19 protein-coding genes and 1 pseudogene are annotated in these 15,274 nt (G+C 68.9%); 12 read left to right on the plus strand and 8 right to left on the minus strand.

Translation table 11 applies throughout. The annotated features are described in order from the left end of the window. Window positions 1-118: 118 nt before the first annotated feature. The gene (locus ACTHL9_RS14995) at window positions 119-334 is read right to left on the minus strand and encodes a DUF6458 family protein (protein WP_138417597.1); all 216 of its coding nucleotides are present in this window, start codon (window positions 332-334) and stop codon (window positions 119-121) included. A 98-nt stretch (window positions 335-432) separates the two neighbouring features. Between ACTHL9_RS14995 and ACTHL9_RS15000 the strand changes: the two genes are divergently transcribed. The 4 genes from ACTHL9_RS15000 to ACTHL9_RS15015 are packed head-to-tail and all read left to right on the plus strand — an operon-like array spanning window position 433 to window position 3,532. Beyond that, the gene (locus tag ACTHL9_RS15000; protein WP_440520088.1) at window positions 433-1,068 is read left to right on the plus strand and encodes an alpha/beta hydrolase; all 636 of its coding nucleotides are present in this window, start codon (window positions 433-435) and stop codon (window positions 1,066-1,068) included. Window positions 1,069-1,077: 9 nt separating this feature from the next. Then, window positions 1,078-1,938: a hypothetical protein gene (locus ACTHL9_RS15005; protein WP_440520089.1), complete on the plus strand. Its 861-nt coding sequence runs from the start codon at window positions 1,078-1,080 to the stop codon at window positions 1,936-1,938. A 48-nt stretch (window positions 1,939-1,986) separates the two neighbouring features. Then, window positions 1,987-2,604 (plus strand): 5-oxoprolinase subunit B family protein, encoded by a 618-nt coding sequence (locus tag ACTHL9_RS15010; RefSeq protein WP_440520090.1) that lies wholly within the window; start codon window positions 1,987-1,989, stop codon window positions 2,602-2,604. Window positions 2,605-2,623: 19 nt separating this feature from the next. Then, entirely contained in the window at window positions 2,624-3,532 is a 909-nt protein-coding gene (locus tag ACTHL9_RS15015) for a biotin-dependent carboxyltransferase family protein (protein ID WP_440520091.1), read from the plus strand. Between the two features lie 3 nt (window positions 3,533-3,535). Here ACTHL9_RS15015 and ACTHL9_RS15020 read toward each other — a convergent pair whose 3' ends face one another. Then, window positions 3,536-4,849, minus strand: a complete 1,314-nt coding sequence (locus ACTHL9_RS15020; protein ID WP_440520092.1) for a DUF445 domain-containing protein — start codon at window positions 4,847-4,849, stop codon at window positions 3,536-3,538. A 54-nt stretch (window positions 4,850-4,903) separates the two neighbouring features. On the opposite strand from ACTHL9_RS15020, the gene ACTHL9_RS15025 reads away from it, so the two are divergent. From ACTHL9_RS15025 to ACTHL9_RS15035, 3 genes are read left to right on the plus strand one after another with little or no spacing between them, the layout of a single operon-like run. Beyond that, window positions 4,904-5,779: a glycerophosphodiester phosphodiesterase gene (locus ACTHL9_RS15025; RefSeq protein ID WP_440520093.1), complete on the plus strand. Its 876-nt coding sequence runs from the start codon at window positions 4,904-4,906 to the stop codon at window positions 5,777-5,779. Window position 5,780: 1 nt separating this feature from the next. Then, on the plus strand, window positions 5,781-6,524 hold the full coding sequence (locus ACTHL9_RS15030) for an AzlC family ABC transporter permease (protein WP_440520105.1): 744 nt from the start codon (window positions 5,781-5,783) through the stop codon (window positions 6,522-6,524). Continuing rightward, entirely contained in the window at window positions 6,521-6,832 is a 312-nt protein-coding gene (locus ACTHL9_RS15035; RefSeq protein ID WP_440520094.1) for an AzlD domain-containing protein, read from the plus strand. Before ACTHL9_RS15030 ends, ACTHL9_RS15035 begins: the two co-directional genes overlap by 4 nt. A gap of 92 nt (window positions 6,833-6,924) precedes the next feature. Here ACTHL9_RS15035 and ACTHL9_RS15040 read toward each other — a convergent pair whose 3' ends face one another. Further along, the gene (locus ACTHL9_RS15040) at window positions 6,925-7,590 is read right to left on the minus strand and encodes a DUF5684 domain-containing protein (protein ID WP_440520095.1); all 666 of its coding nucleotides are present in this window, start codon (window positions 7,588-7,590) and stop codon (window positions 6,925-6,927) included. Window positions 7,591-7,663: 73 nt separating this feature from the next. Continuing rightward, window positions 7,664-8,290 (minus strand): TetR/AcrR family transcriptional regulator, encoded by a 627-nt coding sequence (locus ACTHL9_RS15045; protein ID WP_440520096.1) that lies wholly within the window; start codon window positions 8,288-8,290, stop codon window positions 7,664-7,666. A 122-nt stretch (window positions 8,291-8,412) separates the two neighbouring features. Here ACTHL9_RS15045 and ACTHL9_RS15050 point away from each other — a divergent pair, with 122 nt between their 5' ends. Beyond that, the gene (locus ACTHL9_RS15050; protein WP_440520097.1) at window positions 8,413-8,754 is read left to right on the plus strand and encodes a thiamine-binding protein; all 342 of its coding nucleotides are present in this window, start codon (window positions 8,413-8,415) and stop codon (window positions 8,752-8,754) included. Window positions 8,755-8,771: 17 nt separating this feature from the next. Beyond that, window positions 8,772-9,434: an O-methyltransferase gene (locus tag ACTHL9_RS15055; RefSeq protein WP_440520098.1), complete on the plus strand. Its 663-nt coding sequence runs from the start codon at window positions 8,772-8,774 to the stop codon at window positions 9,432-9,434. Window positions 9,435-9,472: 38 nt separating this feature from the next. On the opposite strand, the gene ACTHL9_RS15060 is transcribed toward ACTHL9_RS15055, so the two are convergent. After that, window positions 9,473-9,778, minus strand: coding sequence for a hypothetical protein (locus ACTHL9_RS15060; protein WP_440520099.1), 306 nt, complete (start codon window positions 9,776-9,778; stop codon window positions 9,473-9,475). 109 nt (window positions 9,779-9,887) lie between these two features. Here ACTHL9_RS15060 and ACTHL9_RS15065 point away from each other — a divergent pair, with 109 nt between their 5' ends. Beyond that, the gene (locus ACTHL9_RS15065; RefSeq protein WP_440520100.1) at window positions 9,888-10,709 is read left to right on the plus strand and encodes a spermidine synthase; all 822 of its coding nucleotides are present in this window, start codon (window positions 9,888-9,890) and stop codon (window positions 10,707-10,709) included. Here the strand turns inward: ACTHL9_RS15065 and ACTHL9_RS15070 are convergent. Beyond that, window positions 10,689-11,606 carry a LysR family transcriptional regulator gene (locus ACTHL9_RS15070; protein ID WP_440520101.1) on the minus strand — a complete coding sequence of 306 codons (918 nt, stop codon included), beginning with the start codon at window positions 11,604-11,606 and terminating at the stop codon, window positions 10,689-10,691. The two genes, ACTHL9_RS15065 and ACTHL9_RS15070, sit on opposite strands and share 21 nt — an antisense overlap. Window positions 11,607-11,763: 157 nt before the next feature. On the opposite strand from ACTHL9_RS15070, the pseudogene ACTHL9_RS15075 reads away from it, so the two are divergent. Continuing rightward, window positions 11,764-13,144, plus strand: a pseudogene (locus ACTHL9_RS15075) (MFS transporter). Continuing rightward, a complete protein-coding gene (locus ACTHL9_RS15080) occupies window positions 13,141-13,887 on the plus strand; it encodes a 3-hydroxybutyrate dehydrogenase (RefSeq protein WP_440520102.1) in 747 nt (248 codons plus the stop codon). Before ACTHL9_RS15075 ends, ACTHL9_RS15080 begins: the two are co-directional and overlap by 4 nt. A 134-nt stretch (window positions 13,888-14,021) precedes the next feature. Here the strand turns inward: ACTHL9_RS15080 and ACTHL9_RS15085 are convergent, their stop codons facing one another. Together ACTHL9_RS15085 and ACTHL9_RS15090 are read right to left on the minus strand one after the other, a co-directional pair. Continuing rightward, window positions 14,022-14,360: a DUF4190 domain-containing protein gene (locus tag ACTHL9_RS15085; protein ID WP_440520103.1), complete on the minus strand. Its 339-nt coding sequence runs from the start codon at window positions 14,358-14,360 to the stop codon at window positions 14,022-14,024. Between the two features lie 117 nt (window positions 14,361-14,477). Next, window positions 14,478-15,274: amino acid permease (locus tag ACTHL9_RS15090; RefSeq protein WP_440520104.1), on the minus strand; the 797-nt coding region annotated here is incomplete at its 5' end.

Raw genomic sequence — 15,274 nt, forward strand, 5'->3', positions numbered from 1 at the left:
TCCCACATAAACAAAGATTGGACCGCTCGCAACGCACATGGAGCCCGGCAAAAGCCGGGCTCCACGTTGGGTTCTCTCGCTGGGGAAGTCACACCTCGGGGGACATCACGCGTCCAGATCAGACATCGACGTCGTCGACACCCGCGCCGCGATGCCGCACTACGGTCCTGTGGCTCGACGCCATGATCAGGGACACGATGAGCCCCACCGCGCCAACTGCCATGAGGATGTAGCCGATCACGGTCTGGTTGACGTAGGGGATGACTCCGGGCTGCACGGCGAACGTCAGGATGGCGCCAAGAGCGATGAGAACGATCGATGAACCAATTCGCATGATTCACTCCTCTTCTTGTACGGGTGCGGACGTGCACTCGCTGCACCCTCGCTACTACCCAGTCAGGCTTCCCGTAAACCCCGGTTAGACTCGGCGCCATGCCGAGACCGCTGGATGTGGTGTGGTCCGATCCTGAGGACGAGCGCCGCGGAAAGCCCCTGATCGTCCTCCTGCACGGCTACGGCAGCTCACCCGAGCGCATCCTCGCGGCGGCCGGAGGCCTGCCTTCCGAATTCACCCTGGCCGCTCCCCGCGGCCCGCTCGACGTGGGCGGCGACCATGGGTGGTTCCTCCTGGACTTCTTCCTCGCCTCCGACTTCGCCGAGGTGGTGGCGACGACGACGGCGGTCCAAGCCTGGGTCGCCACCGTTCGGGCGAACCACCCGAGCGTCGCTCTCCTCGGCTTCTCCCAGGGCATGGCCCTCGCGAGCACCCTCGTCCGGCTCACGCCGCACGCATTCGCCGCCGTCGTAGGCCTCTCGGGGTATGTGCTCGAGAACGAGCTGCTCGCCCTCACGGAGAATCTCCCCGAGCCCCCGGCGTTCTTCTGGGGGCGGGACGTCGAGGACCCGGTCATCAATGCCGACGCCGTGGCTTCGACGTCCGCCTGGCTCGATGAGCACACCCGCCTCACGGCGAGGACCTATCCCGGCATGGGCCATCGGATCGGCAGACGCGAGATCTCGGATGTCGCGGTGTTCCTCCGGCGCTATCTGCTCGGACCCCGGGTCTAGGCTGGGGGGATGGCGAGGAAGAATCGTGCTCTCCGCATCGCCCAGGAATCCGCCCGTGGAGCCATGTTCGACCGCTCGGGACGCCCGCGCCCCGGCCTCCACCGTGCCCTCCTGCGCGCAGTCGACGTCCAGCGCCCGCTCGTCCTGGCGAACCTCCGCCGGATGCGCCGCCAGAACCCGGGCCTCAGCCCCGCGCAACTGAGCCGACGGCTCGAGCGCGACTATCTGACCGCCGTCGCCGGGGGAGGCGCAGCAGTGGGTGGGACCGCGGCGGTCCCTGGGGTTGGAACCATCACGTCCCTTGGCCTCTCGGCGGTGGCAACCGTGGGCTTCCTCGAGGCCACCGCCTTCTATGCGGCCTCGGTCGCCGAGCTCCACGGGATTCATCTCGAGGACCCGGACCGGGCGCGCACCACGGTCATGGCCATCATGCTCGGCGAGGAGGGGGCTGCCCTGCTGAGCAGCCTCACCGGCCACGGGCTCGGGTCGGGTGCCGGTCCCCAGGCGGCGTGGGGCGCCGCCATCAACCGCTCCGTCTCCGGTCCCGCCGCGCGCCTCATCCAGCGCCAGATCCAGGAGCGGTTCTTCAAGTGGATCCTGCGCCGCCAGACGGGAGCCATGCTCGGGCGGGCGCTCCCGTTCGGGGTCGGCGCAGTGGTGGGCGGCGTTGGCAACCTGGCCATGGGACGCGCCGTCATCCGCGCCTCCCGCAGCGCCTTCGGCCCAGCGCCGAGCGCTTTCCTTGAGGTGGTGCCTGGCGAAGTGGTCGCCGCGCCTTCTGCCGTGGGCCTCCCGGCCGAGTCGCCGCAGCAGGCTGTGGAACGCGAGATCGAGGAGCGTCGGTCTCGGTTGCACGGGAACGGCCGGTGACGCGGTCCCCAGAGGATCCGCAGGCGCTCGCCGGATCGGGCGTGGGCCTTGCGCCCTTCGCCTGAAATCCTGCCGTTCGGCGACGCGGCGTTCCTCGTGGAACTCGGAAGCCTCGCCGACGTGCTCGCCCTGCATCGCGGCCTCGTCGCGTCCGCAGCGCCCGGCGTCGTCGTGGACATCGTGCCCGCCGCCCGCACCATCCTTGTGACCTTCGAGCCCGAGGGCGGCGCCGAGGTGCGCGCGTGGCTCGAGCGGACCGAGCCCCACGGAGCGGACGACGACGGCGGCCGGCTCGTGCGCATCGACGTCGCCTACGGGGGCGCCGACCTCGGCGCTGTCGCGGCGCTGCTCAAGGTGTCCGAGACGGAGGTCGTGCGGAGGCATACCGCCGCCCCGTGGCGCGCGGCCTTCACGGGCTTCGCGCCGGGGTTTGCGTATCTCGTGGCGCCCGACGCGCGGCTTCAGGTCCCTCGCCGAGCCGAGCCGAGGACCGCTGTGCCAGCGGGGTCGGTTGGGCTCGCGGGGGAGTTCAGCGGGGTCTATCCGCGGGCCTCGCCCGGCGGCTGGCAGCTGATCGGCACGACGACGGCTGCCCTCTGGGATCCGGCCGCAGCAGAGCCCGCGCTCATCAGGCCCGGCGACCGAGTGATCTTCAGGGAGGCCTGATGGTTGACGGAGAGCCCGCATGACCCACCTGCACGGCTTCGAAATCCTGTCGGCTGGACCACTCACTCTCGTGGAGGACCTTGGCCGACGGGGTGCCGCCGGCCGCGGGCTGAGTCCGTCCGGGGCCCTCGACCGCGAGGCACTCCGCCTCGCGAACTCGATCGTCGGGAATCAGCCCGACGCCGCCGGACTCGAGGTGCTCTCCGGGGGCCTCCGCTTCAGGGCGCTCGCGCCGTTGACCCTCGCCGTCACGGGCGCTGAGGGTTCCCTCACGGTCGGCGGGCTCGCGGCGAAGGTCAACGCACGGGTCGATGTGCCGGCAGGGGAGGTCGTCTCGCTCGGGACCGTGACGCGGGGCCTGCGGTATTGCGTCGCCTTCGCCGGCGGAGTGGCGGCGACGCAGCTCTGGGGCTCGCGCTCCGCCGACACGCTCTCCGGCGAGGGTCCCACGCCTCTGCGCCCGGGCGACCTCCTCGAGGTCGGGCCCCCTGCCGCCGAGGTCGGGTCCCCTGCCGCCGAGGTCGGGTCCCCTGCCGCCGAGGTCGGGCCGCACGCCGTCTTCCGCCGACCGCCCCGCCCGGACCAGACGCTCGCGATCAGGGTGACTCCCGGCCCGCGCCTCGGCTGGTTCGTCCCGGGAACCTGGCAGCAGCTCATCAGGTCGACGTGGCGGCTCTCGCCCGAGTCCAACCGCATCGGCGCTCGGCTGCTCGGCCGGCCTCTGCAGCGCGAACGAATGGACGAGCTCCCGAGCGAGGGGATGGTGCGCGGCGCGATCCAAGTGCCGCCTTCGGGCCTCCCGACCGTCTTCCTCGCCGACCATCCGGTCACCGGCGGATATCCAGTAGCCGCCGTCGTCCGTTCCGCGGATCTGGACCTGTTCGCCCAGGCCCGCCCGGGCCAGCCGCTCAGGTTCCTCGCGGGCTAGGCGCTACCCGCCGAAGATGGCATGCGCGACCGCGTAGATGAGGAGCCCGGCTAGGGCGCCGACAATCGTGCCGTTGAGCCGGATGTACTGCAGGTCGCGCCCCACCTGGAGCTCGATCTTCTGCGACGTCTCCTCGGCGTCCCAGCGCGCAATCGTGTCCTCGATGACGCCCGCAATGTCCGAGCGGTAGGTCGAGACGACGTAGCCGGCAGCGTCGCCGATCCAGGCGTTGACCTTGTCGGCCAGCTCGTCCTCGGAGACCAGGCGGGTGCCGAAGTCCCGAACCGCGGTGGTGAAACGCCGGTACAGCTCGCTGTGGGGGTCGTTGACGGCGTCGAGGAGGGCATGCTTGATGGTCGACCACGTGCGCTGCGCCAGATCGCGCACCTCCGGATCCCCGAGGACCTGTGCCTTGATGTTCTCCGCGCGCGCAATCATCACCGGATCGTGCTGGAGATCCTGCGCGAGGTCCTTGAGGTATTTGTCGATCGACTGCCGGACTTGGTGATGTGGATCGGACTGCACTGCCGCCACAAACTTGGACAGCTCGATGTAGACCTTGTCCCCCACGAGCTCGTTCGCGAAATGGGGAACCCACGACGGCGCGCGATCGGTGACCAGATGGGATACGGTCTGGTAGTTCGAGCTGACCCAGTCCGCCGCGCGGTCCACGAGGAGGTCCACGAGCCGGTGGTGATGACCGGCGTCGAACACGCGCTCGGCGAGCCGCCCGATGGGCGGGCCCCATGGCGGGGTGAGCAGATGCTTCCGCACGAGGCCCTCGATCACCGCTTGGACGTCGTCGTCATTGAGCACGGTGAACGCTCCGCGGACGACGGCGGCGCCCTCCTTCGCGACCCGCTTGGCTCCCGCCGGGGTAGCCAGCCAGCCGCCCACCTTGCGTGCGATGTCCACCGAATCGAGCTTCGTGCGGACGACGTCGGCGGAAAGGAAATTGTCCTCCACAAACCCGCTCAGAGCGGAGCCGATCTGGTCCTTGCGCCGCGGGATGATCGCGGTGTGCGGGATCTTGAGGCCCATCGGGTGGCGGAACAGGGCAGTGACCGCGAACCAGTCGGCGAGGGCGCCGACCATGCCGCCCTCTGCGGCCGCACGCACATACTGGAGCCAGGGCACCTGCCCCTGGAACGCGAAAGCGACCGCGAAGACCACGGCCATCGCGACGAGGAGGCTCAGCGCGAGGGCCTTCATGCGCCGGAGGGCCGCCGCGCGTTCGGCGTCCGCAGGGCTGAGCTCAGGCTTCGGGCGTGCCGAGGCTCGGGTAGGGGTCTCCGATCCGGGATGGAGCGTCACCATACAGCAACCCTACCCGCGAGCGTCGGCGCCCAAGAGGTTCGATAGCGTAGAACCATGACTTCCGAGCGCCCTCTCGTGTATGCCCACCGTGGGGCCAGCGCCCAGTTCGCCGAGCACACGCGGGCGGCCTACCTCCAAGCGCTCGCGGACGGGGCCGACGGGGTCGAGTGCGACGTCCACCTCACGCGGGACCAGCACATCGTCCTGCTCCACGACGCCAACCTCGATCGCACGTCGACCGGCACGGGTCCCGTGGGGGACCGCACCCTCGACGAGCTCCGCGAGCTGGACTTCGCGTCGTGGAAAGGCGCGCGCATCCCCGTCGAGTACGGGGGCGCCAGCGAGCAGCTGCTCACCCTGCCGGACCTCCTGGACCTCCTCGAGGCCGCCGACCGGGAGATCGGCCTCGCGATTGAGCTCAAGCATCCGAGCCCCTATCAGCTCCGGCTCGAGGACACCGTCCTCAGGCTCCTCGAGTCCCGCGGCTGGGAGCCCGAGTCGTCCCGGCTCGGGAAAGTCCAGGTGAGCTTCATGAGCTTCGACTCGGACGCGGTCCGCTATCTCCTCGGCCACATGCCGGCTGAGCACGTCTGCATGCTCGTGGACGACGTCCAGGTCGAGGACGTGCGGACCGACCTCGTCTTGGGACGCCTGACCGGGGGCGCCGTCGCCAACGTGCTCAAGGTGGCACAGGCGGAGGCGGAGGAGATCCTCGACGGCGGACGCGCGGGCATTGCCGGGCCGGGCATCGGATACGTGCGCAGCCACCCGAACCGGGTGCGCCAATGGCTCGCCGACGGCAGGCGCTTCCGGGTCTGGACAGTCGACGAGCCCGACGACGTTGAGCACTGCCTCGCCGTCGGGATTCAGGAGATCACCACGAACCGCCCCGCCGAGGTGCTCAGGCAGGTGGGCGCTGCAGTTGTCTGAGGTGCCCCTCCGCAGGTCGCCTGCCTTTCGGGTGGGCCTGTCCATTGCTGTCGCGACCGGCCTGTACGGGGTCTCGTTCGGGGCGCTCGGCGTTGCGGCGGGCCTCAGCGTCCTGCAGACCGTCGCGTTGAGCCTGCTCATGTTCACCGGCGGGTCCCAGTTCGCGTTCATCGGGGTGATCGCCGGCGGGGGCTCCGGTGCCGCGGCGGCCGCGGCGGCGACGCTCCTTGGTGTCCGCAACGCTGTCTATGGAATGCAGCTCAACGCGCTCCTCGGGCCGCGGGGGTGGCGTCGCTTCGCTGCGGCGCAGGTCACCATCGACGAGTCGACCGCGACGGCGTCCGGCCAGAGCGAGCGCCTCGAGCAGCGCCGCGGCTTCTGGTCGGCGGGGGTCGGCGTCTTTGTGCTCTGGAACATCTTCACGGCCGTCGGCGCGCTCGCCGGGGACGCGTTGGGCGATCCCAAGCAGTGGGGGCTCGACGGCGCTGCCGTCGCTGCATTCTTGGGGCTTCTGTGGCCACGGCTCAAGGGGCGTGAGCCGGCTGCAATCGCGGTGGTCTGCGCCTTGGCAACCGTCCTCGCGGTTCCCTTCCTCCCGCCGGGAGTGCCGATTCTCGTTGCAGCGATCGTGGCGGCGGTCCTCGGGTGGATCAGCCACTCGCGGTCAGCGTCTGGCAGAGCCGTGGACATGGAGGGCCTTGAGCCCGACCTGGACCCATACCGGCATCGGGAGGAGGGACAGTGACGCTCTGGGGCTGGATCATCGGTGCATCCGTGGCCGCCTACGCCGTGAAGCTCCTCGGCTACCTTGTGCCGCGCCGCTGGATGGACAACGAACGGATGACTCGCATCGCGGGCACCATGACGATCGGACTGCTCGCCTCCCTCACGGCCGTGAACGCCCTCGGGGCCGGTCAGGCCCTCGCGATCGACGCCCGGCTCGGTTCCCTCGTGGCCGCCGCGGTGGCGCTCCTGCTGCGTGCGCCGTTCCTCGTGGTCGTGATCGTGGGGGCCGCCGTCGCAGCTGGCCTTCGGCTCCTCGGCTGGGGCTGATCCGAGGTCGCGGGAACGCAGGGAAGTCACCTTCTCGCAGGGAAGTCATCTTCAAGGTGACTTCCTCGCGAGAAGGTGACTTCCCTCGATCTCTACTGCTGCGGCTCGCCCGGCTTCGGCTGCTCCGGCTGGCCCTGGGCCGGCGCTTGGCCATACCCGGGCTGCTGGCCGTAGGCAGGGGGCTCCCCATAGGCAGGGGGCTGGTAGGTGGGCTGCTGGCCGTAGGGGCTCGGCTGCTGACCGTAGGGCCCCGGCTGCCCATACTGCTGCGGCTGCGGGTAGCCCGTTGAAGGGTAGCCCGCGTTCTGCAGCCCCATGAACGCCCCCTTGCCCAAGTAAGGGCTCTGTCCGTAGCCGAGGATGGATACGAAGACCACGGGCAGGAGCACGAGGCCAACGGTCCAGCCAGTGTCCTTGCCGAACGACTTGGAGAGGTCGTTCATCACGAAAATCTGAAGGACCAGGAGGCCGATGCCGATGAGGAACCCAATGACGGGGATCCAGGCAAGGAGCACCCCACCGACGAAGAGCCAGATCCACCAGGACGGGCGGCCCACGATGTCGAGGAGCAGGTAGTAGTTGTAGAACGGGACAAAGGCGGCCCACGGCGGCTTGCCGGCCTTCCGGAAGACCCCCATGAACATGACGCCCGTCACCGCAATGGCAATGATGATCGAGACGATGGTGGCGAAGAAAAGGATTCCGATAGCGGCCGCGCTCGACGCGCCGTCGTTGTAATAGGAACTCATGGTGCTCATGACGCTGACATTAGCGGGCGCACCCGACATTGACGACGAATTGAGATGAACAATCTCGCCGAGTCGGATGAAACTACAGGGGAAGGTCGACTTCCGGGATTGCCTCGAGCGGGGGCAGCGGGCGCGGTTCGCGCCGAGTGCGGATGGCGTCCTCGACGAGCGCCACGTAGCGAAGCCATGCCATGGACCCGGGCGCCACGGTGTCGCCGACGCCGATCAGCATCGCGACGAGCCGCACCATGTCGAGCAGTCGCAGTTCCTCGCGGAGGGTGCCCTGCTCCTGGCCGCGGCTGAGCAGGACGCCGAGCGACTCGATGAGCTTGCTGGCGAGACCCACGAGGAGCTGCCGGCGGCCGGCGACGGCGGAGAGCAGATGGTGCTCGTCGTTCGCGACCTGCATGATGGCGCTCAGGACTTCGATGAGGCCCGCAGCGGCGTCCGGATTGTCGAGGGCGGTCTCGGCGATGGGCTCGACCTTGACCTTGATCTGCCGCTCGATCGCGGCCAGCACGAGTTCTTCCTTGTCCGCGAAATTGCGGAAGAGCGTGGCGGGCCCGACACCCGCGCGGTCTGCGACGAGCTTGAGGGAAACGTGCGGTCCGTCTTCGCGGAAGCACTCGAGCGCGGCCGTGATGATCTTCTCGATGTTCCGGGCCGCGTCCGCGCGCATGGGCTTCCGCCACGCTCCTTCGTACTGCATGCCTCCACCGTATCGACCGAGACTTGGGCTGTCGTCTATGTGAAGCACGACTCTCAGGGAAAATTCACCTTCGGGGGGCAAGAAGGCAAAACCGCGGACGACGGCGGTGGCAGACTGGGCGGATGATCGTCGCCTTCTCTGTGTCCCCCTCTGGCGAGAGGCCCGCTGAAGCCGGGAACCCGCCGTCGTCCGCTGCTGCCGACTCGGTGCATGAGGCTGTCGCGGCCGCCGTGAAGATCGTTCGCGAATCCGGTCTGCCGAACCGCACGAGCTCGATGTTCACCGAGATCGAGGGGGAGTGGGACGAGGTCATGGATGTGGTGAAGCGGGCGACGGAGGCGGTGGGCCGCTACGGGTCGCGCGTTTCGCTTGTGCTCAAGGCGGACATCCGCCCGGGCCACACCGGCGAGATCGAGGGGAAGGTCGAGCGGCTCGAACAGGCTCTTGCCCAACATTCCGACTGACGGCCAGACTGGGCCGCATGGTCGAGCACGCACCGAAGCCCAGTTGGATTGACGTCGAGAAATGGCTCACGAAGACTGTGGTGAAGCCCGGGCCGGAGCATGAGCGCGCCCTGAGCACCGCCGTCGAGCGCGGCATGCCGCCCATCGAAGTGCAGCCCACGGCAGGGAAGCTGCTCCATCTGCTCGTGCGGATGAGCGGCGCTCGCCGGGTCCTCGAGATCGGCACGCTCGCCGGCTACAGCACCATCTGGATGGCCCAGGCGCTGCCCGACGGCGGGCATGTGGATACGCTCGAGTACCTCCCGGAGCACGCCGAGATCGCGCGGGAGAACCTCGCCGCGGCCGGGCTCGAGGAGCGCGTGACGGTCCACGTCGGGCCGGCGCTCGAGACGCTGCCCGCGCTCGAGGGGCCCTATGACTTCGTGTTCATCGATGCGGACAAGCAGAACGACAGCAACTACCTGCAGTGGGCCGTGCGGCTCGGGCGGCCCGGGACGGCCATCGTCGTCGACAACGCGGTGTGGGAAGGTGCGCTCCTGGATCCCTCGATGGACGAGACGAACGCCCCCGGCATCATCGCGGCGCTCGAGCTGCTCGGCGGCCCGCCCTTCGACGCCACGGTCGTTCAGACCGTCGGCGGGAAGGGCTGGGACGGCTTCGCGCTTGCGCTGGTCAAATAGGTCTGGCTTGAGCTGGTGAAATAGGGCTGGTCAGGCGGTCAGAATTGATCCGGCGACTCGATCGAATCGCCCCAGATGATTTCGGGTGCGACGCTGGGGTCACCGCCCGCGGAACCGATGAATTCCCGCATTTCGGGGTCGCTGAAGAAAGTCTGGAAGGCCTCGGCAGTTTCCCATTCATCGTTCACAATGACGAATCCGTCCCCGACGGCGAATCGGTGATGGAGGGCGCCCTTCTCCTTGGCGCGCTCGGCGATCTTGCGGTAGTCGTCCGCGCGTTCGGTGAGCGACTTCTTGAACAGGTCCGTGTCCCCGGTGAGCTTGACCGCGACGATAACCGACATGGCGATTGACCTCCTACTGCTGTGAGACCGCTGACCATGTTAAGAACCCGCCAGAGGGCCCGCAATAGCCCGCGTTGACTCACCCGGCGCTGCCGATAGCGTGGTGCCCATGGACACGCGCGCGCCCCGGTTGGCTCCTGGCCTGTACCCGATCGACACGGGCACGGCCGAGCTCCAGCGCGACGGCGACGCCGCCGATGGGTGGCTCCTCAAGATCAACGGCGTGCAGAGCTCGCATATCGTTCTCAGCGATCCGCTCCGCCTCGACTTCGAGTACATGCGCTGGATCATTGCGCTCGTCGAAGAGCGCTTCCCGCCCGAGGCCACGGGCCGTCTGCGCGCGCTCCACCAGGGCGGCGGCGGGTGTTCGATGCCCCGGTACCTTGCCGCGCGCTACCCGGATGCGCGGCAGGTCGTCGTCGAGCTTGATGGCCAGCTCGCCGAATACGTCCGGGCCTGGTTCGACCTGCCCAAGGCCCCGCTCCTGCGGCTGCGGGTCGGCGAGGCGCGCGAGGTCACGGAGTCCCTGACTCCCGGTACTCGAGACCTCGTCATCCGCGATGTGTTCGCCGGATCCCGTACGCCGCACCGCCTCACCACGGTCGAGTTCACGCACGCCTCGGCCGCGCTTCTGGACGGCAACGGCCTGTTCGTGGCCAACGTGGGCAGCGCGCCGGACCAGGTCACCGCGAAGGAGGAGGCTGCCTCGATCGCCGAGGTCTTCCCCTACATCGCCGTGGTCGCGGACTCCGCGATGCTCAAGGGCCGCCGGTACGGCAACATCATCGTTGCAGGCAGCGACACCCCGCTCGAGGCCTCTCCCGGTCTGCATCGCCGTCTGCTGGGCGGCGGGGTTCCGGCCCAATTCTGGGACGACGCGCAGGCCCGCGCATGGATCGGCAAAAGCCGCTCACGTCACGATCCCGCCTGAATCCTCGCCCATGAGCTGGGGCCGCAGCTCGGTCACCTTCAGCCTGAGCGCGGTCGCGACGGCGGCCACGGCCGGCTGCCGCATCGAATCGGGCCGCAGCACCATCCAATACGGGAGCTGCTCGCGGAAGTAGTCGGGGAGGAGCCGGACGAGGTCCGCGTGGCGGTCGGCCATGAAGCACGGAAGGAAGCCGATGCCCGCACCCGCGCGCGTCGCCTCGACATGCACGAACACGTTCGTCGAGGTGAGGCCGTCCCGCATCTCGGGGGCGAGGCGGCGCGGCGCGTCGAGGTCGTCGACTTGGAGCATCGAGTCCACGAAGTAGACGAGGCCGTGGCGGGCCAGTTCCTCGGGAGTCTCCGGCGCGCCGTGCCGCGCGAGGTAGTCCCGTGACGCGTACATGCCGAGCGTGTAGTCGCCGAGCCGCACCGCCTCCGCGCGGTGCACCTGCGGCTCGCCCACCACGACCTCGATGTCCACTCCGGAGCGCTGCTGCATCGCGCGCCGCGTCACCGTGATGACCTCGACGGCGAGCCCCGGGTGGTCGCGCCGGAGCCCGGCGACCGCGGGGGAGGCGATGTAAGCGCTGAAGCCGTCCGTCGCCGTCATCCGCACCACGCCGGTCACGGGGTCGTCCGCGCCCGGGGCCAGGCGGCCGACGGCGTCCGCCACCTGAGCGGCGACGCCCACCGCGCGTTGGCCGAGCGGGGTGAGCTCCCACCCGCCCGCGGCGCGCGCGAGGACCCGGCCGCCGAGCGCCTTCTCGAGAGCGGCGATCTTGCGCGCGACAGTGGTGTGGTTGAGGCCCAGGGCCTCGGCCGCCGTCGTGAATTTGCCGCTCCGGGACACCTCGAGAAGCACCAGGAGCTGGTCCGGTGAGGGGGACGCCGTCGTCATGTGCCTACCTTATCTGCGAATCTGCACAGCTGCTCTGCGGTACTGGTCATTGAGGGAGCAAAAACGCGCAACCATACTGGCTTGGTCAGGTGGCCCGCGTCACAAGCGGGTCCAGTGCCGGGAGGCACGTGTCAAAGCAGACACCGGAGGGAAATCCATGAGCTCACCGCAGCGCTCGGGCGGCAGCGCCGCCGACCGCTCGCTCCTCACGAAGATCGTGTCCGCGTCGATGGCCGGAACGGTCGTCGAGTGGTACGACTTCTTCCTGTACGCGACCGCGTCGACGATCGTCTTCAACAAGATCCTGCTGCCCAAGATGGGGAACGAGTATGACGCGATCATCGCGGCGTTCCTCACCTACGCCGTCGGCTTCATCGCCCGGCCGCTCGGTGGCGTGATCTTCGGGCAGATCGGCGATCGGCTCGGCCGCAAGCAGACCCTCCAGATCACGATCCTGCTGATCGGCGTCGCGACCGTGCTCATGGGCTGCCTTCCGACGTATCAGCAGATCGGCGTGTGGGCACCCATCCTGCTCGTGGTCCTCCGCTTCGTCCAGGGCCTCGCGCTCGGCGGCGAGTGGGGCGGCGCGGTTCTCCTCGTCGCGGAGCATGCGCCGGACCAGGAGCGCGCCTTCTGGGCCTCGTGGCCGCAGGCCGCCGTCCCGGTCGGCAACGTCCTCGCGACTTTCGTGCTCTGGATCATGACGACTGTGCTCCCCGGGGACGGGTTCCTGACGTGGGGCTGGCGAGTGGCGTTCTGGCTCTCGGCCGTCGTGGTGCTCGTGGGGTACTACATCCGTACCAAGATCACGGATGCGCCCATCTTCCAGGCCGCGAAAGAGGAACTGGACTCGGAGAAGGCCGCGGGCTACGGCGTCTTCGAGGTGCTCAAGCGGTACCCGAAGGGCGTGCTCGTGGGGATGGGGCTGCGGTTCGCCGAGAACATCTTCTACTACCTCCTCGTGACGTTCTCGATCGTCTACCCTCGGGACCGGGCTCAAGATGAACACGGGCGACATCCTTGGCGTCATCGCAATAGCCCACCTGTGCCACTTCGTGGTCATCCCGCTCGTCGGCCGGCTTGCGGATCGTGTGGGCCGGAAGCCTGTCTACCTCGTGGGGGCCATTCTGGGCGGGACCTGGGGTTTCTGGGCCTTCCCCGCGTTCGGCACGAAGAACACGTGGATCATCCTCTTGACGATCATTGTTGGCTTGGTCTTCCATGCCTTCATGTACTCCGGCCAGCCGGCGATCATGGCTGAGATGTTCCCGACCCGCATGCGCTACTCGGGCGTCTCGATCTCGTATCAGGTGACGTCGATCGTCGCGGGCTCGCTCGCGCCCGTCTTCGCTACCGAGTGGCTCAAGGCGACCGGCTCCTGGTGGCCGACGGCACTCTACCTCGCCATTGCGGGTGTCATCACGGCCGCTGCCGTCATCGCCCTGCGCGAGACCCGCGGAGCCTCGCTCCACGCTGTAGACGCCGCGGACGCCGCCCGCACGGGTGCCGTCACTCCCGAGGCAGGGGCGCGCGCATGAGCGGACTCTCGGGGCGCAAGGCGCTCGTGACCGGCGGCGCCGCCGGGATCGGGGCAGCGGTGGCGAGAGGACTCGCGGAGCGGGGCGCCGCCGTCGTCATCGCGGATCTCGACGGCGACGCTGCGGCGAAGCTCGCCGGCGACCTCGGCGGGGAGGCCTGGCAGGTGGACCTGCTGGACACCGCCGCGCTCGAGGATCTGCGGCTCGACTGCGACATCCTCGTCAACAATGCGGGCATTCAGAAAGTCGCGCCGATCCAGGAATTCGACCCTGACGCCTTCCGCCGCATCCAGCGCCTCATGGTCGAGGCGCCGTTCCTGCTGATCCGGGCCGCCCTGCCCCACATGTACGAGCGCGGCTGGGGGCGCGTGATCAACCTCAGTTCAGTGCACGGACTCCGGGCGTCGGCGTTCAAGAGCGCGTACGTCACGGCGAAGCACGCCCTCGAGGGCCTCTCGAAGGTCACAGCGCTCGAGGGCGCGGAGCACGGGGTGACGTCGAACTGCATCAACCCCGGGTACGTGCGGACGGCGCTCGTGGAGAAGCAGATCGCGGACCAGGCCGCGACCCACGGGATCTCCGAGGACCAAGTGCTCGAGGACGTCATGCTCGCGGAAATGGCGGTCAAGCGGCTCGTCGAGCCCGCGGAGGTTGCCTCGCTCGCGTGCTGGCTCGCGTCCGACGTCGCCGGCATGGTCACCGGGGCGAGCTACACGATGGACGGCGGCTGGTCTGCCCGCTGACCCCCTCCCGTTGCGCGAGCTTGACTCCGCGCTGGACCCGCACTTCCGCGCCTGACCCGCACTTCCGCGCCGGACTCGGCGCGGAAGTGCGGCTAAGGGCGCCGGTTGCGGGGAAGGGCGCCCGTTATCGGCACTTAGCTGCAGGTGATCGTCACGCCGCCCTGCTGGTGAACGCCCGGGCCGAGCTGCTGGCACTGCTGGGCAACGGCGCCGATTCCAGCGATGATCGCGATGGTCACAATGAGTCCGACCACCACACTGATCGCGCCGAGGACAATTCCCACGACGGCGGGCGTATTCTTCGCGCCGGCCTTCTTCGACTGGGCCTTCGCGACGATGCCGAGGATGAGGCCGATCAGGCCGAACCCCACAAACGGCAGGATGACGGAGACGATTCCCAGGGTCTTGCCGGGAACCGCCTGCTGGGCCGGGTAAGCGGGTGGGGCGGTCGGAATGTTGGAAGCGTGGGACATGGGAGCCTCTCTGGAGCATGAAGGGTGGGACGGCTGCCCACGGGTGCGGGCAGAGTGATGCTCTCAATTTGACATGTCCAACGCCAGAGCGACACGCGAGTGTGACGCCCCGCGATGTCAGCCCAGCTGCGCCTTCTGACGGCCGGATCCTGCCTCGCCGACCACCGGTATCGGCGCGGTCTCGTCGCGGAGGGCGGGCCGCCGTCGTCCGTCGCCTCGAACCCAGAGCGCGTAGGCGGCGGCCAGCAGCCCCAGCCAGACGGCACCCACCACGAGCGCAACCCGAGTCTCCTCGAACCAGCCGAGCACGCCGATGACGAGCACCATGAAGGCGATCGCCGCGATCGATGCGGCGGGCCAGAGCGGTGACGGGAATTCGGACGGGACCAGCGCATACTTCCGGATCTCGCGCTTCATGGCCACGTGGCTTGCGAGGATCATGACCCAGACCCAGACGGTCGCGAAGGTGGCAATCGAGGCGATGACGAGGAAGACGTCCTCGGGGATCACGGCATTGAGCACCACGCCCACCAGCAGAACGCCCGTCATCACGACGACGGTCAGCCACGGCACGCCGCGCTTCGACACCTTCCCGAAGGCCCGCGGTGCATGCCCCTGCTGGGCGAGCCCGAACAGGACCCGGCCGGCGCCGAAGATGTCGGAGTTGATCGCGGAGAGCGCCGCGGTGATGACGACGGCGTTGAGCACGTGTGCTGCCCCGGGCACCCCGAGCCCATCGAAGATCTGGACAAACGGGCTCCCCTGAGTGCCGACCTCGTTCCAGGGGAACAGGCTCATGAGCACGGTCAGCGTGAGCACGTAGAAGAGGAGGACCCGGACCGGAACCGTGTTGACGGCCTGCGGTATGGCTCGCTTGGGGTCGGCCGCCTCGCCGGCGGTCACGCCGATCGTCT

Source organism: Sinomonas sp. (genome assembly GCF_051955515.1).
Classification (GTDB): Bacteria; Actinomycetota; Actinomycetes; order Actinomycetales; family Micrococcaceae; genus Sinomonas.

Excerpts from the sequence above, each read along its gene's own strand:
- ACTHL9_RS14995 (WP_138417597.1), bottom strand. The coding sequence starts at position 334 with ATGCGAATTGGTTCATCGATCGTTCTCATCGCTCTTGGCGCCATCCTG.
- ACTHL9_RS15000 (WP_440520088.1), top strand. The coding sequence starts at position 433 with ATGCCGAGACCGCTGGATGTGGTGTGGTCCGATCCTGAGGACGAGCGC.
- ACTHL9_RS15005 (WP_440520089.1), top strand. The coding sequence starts at position 1,078 with ATGGCGAGGAAGAATCGTGCTCTCCGCATCGCCCAGGAATCCGCCCGT.
- ACTHL9_RS15015 (WP_440520091.1), top strand. The coding sequence starts at position 2,624 with ATGACCCACCTGCACGGCTTCGAAATCCTGTCGGCTGGACCACTCACT.
- ACTHL9_RS15020 (WP_440520092.1), bottom strand. The coding sequence starts at position 4,849 with ATGGTGACGCTCCATCCCGGATCGGAGACCCCTACCCGAGCCTCGGCA.
- ACTHL9_RS15025 (WP_440520093.1), top strand. The coding sequence starts at position 4,904 with ATGACTTCCGAGCGCCCTCTCGTGTATGCCCACCGTGGGGCCAGCGCC.
- ACTHL9_RS15040 (WP_440520095.1), bottom strand. The coding sequence starts at position 7,590 with ATGAGCACCATGAGTTCCTATTACAACGACGGCGCGTCGAGCGCGGCC.
- ACTHL9_RS15045 (WP_440520096.1), bottom strand. The coding sequence starts at position 8,290 with ATGCAGTACGAAGGAGCGTGGCGGAAGCCCATGCGCGCGGACGCGGCC.
- ACTHL9_RS15050 (WP_440520097.1), top strand. The coding sequence starts at position 8,413 with ATGATCGTCGCCTTCTCTGTGTCCCCCTCTGGCGAGAGGCCCGCTGAA.
- ACTHL9_RS15055 (WP_440520098.1), top strand. The coding sequence starts at position 8,772 with ATGGTCGAGCACGCACCGAAGCCCAGTTGGATTGACGTCGAGAAATGG.
- ACTHL9_RS15060 (WP_440520099.1), bottom strand. The coding sequence starts at position 9,778 with ATGTCGGTTATCGTCGCGGTCAAGCTCACCGGGGACACGGACCTGTTC.
- ACTHL9_RS15065 (WP_440520100.1), top strand. The coding sequence starts at position 9,888 with ATGGACACGCGCGCGCCCCGGTTGGCTCCTGGCCTGTACCCGATCGAC.
- ACTHL9_RS15070 (WP_440520101.1), bottom strand. The coding sequence starts at position 11,606 with ATGACGACGGCGTCCCCCTCACCGGACCAGCTCCTGGTGCTTCTCGAG.
- ACTHL9_RS15080 (WP_440520102.1), top strand. The coding sequence starts at position 13,141 with ATGAGCGGACTCTCGGGGCGCAAGGCGCTCGTGACCGGCGGCGCCGCC.
- ACTHL9_RS15085 (WP_440520103.1), bottom strand. The coding sequence starts at position 14,360 with ATGTCCCACGCTTCCAACATTCCGACCGCCCCACCCGCTTACCCGGCC.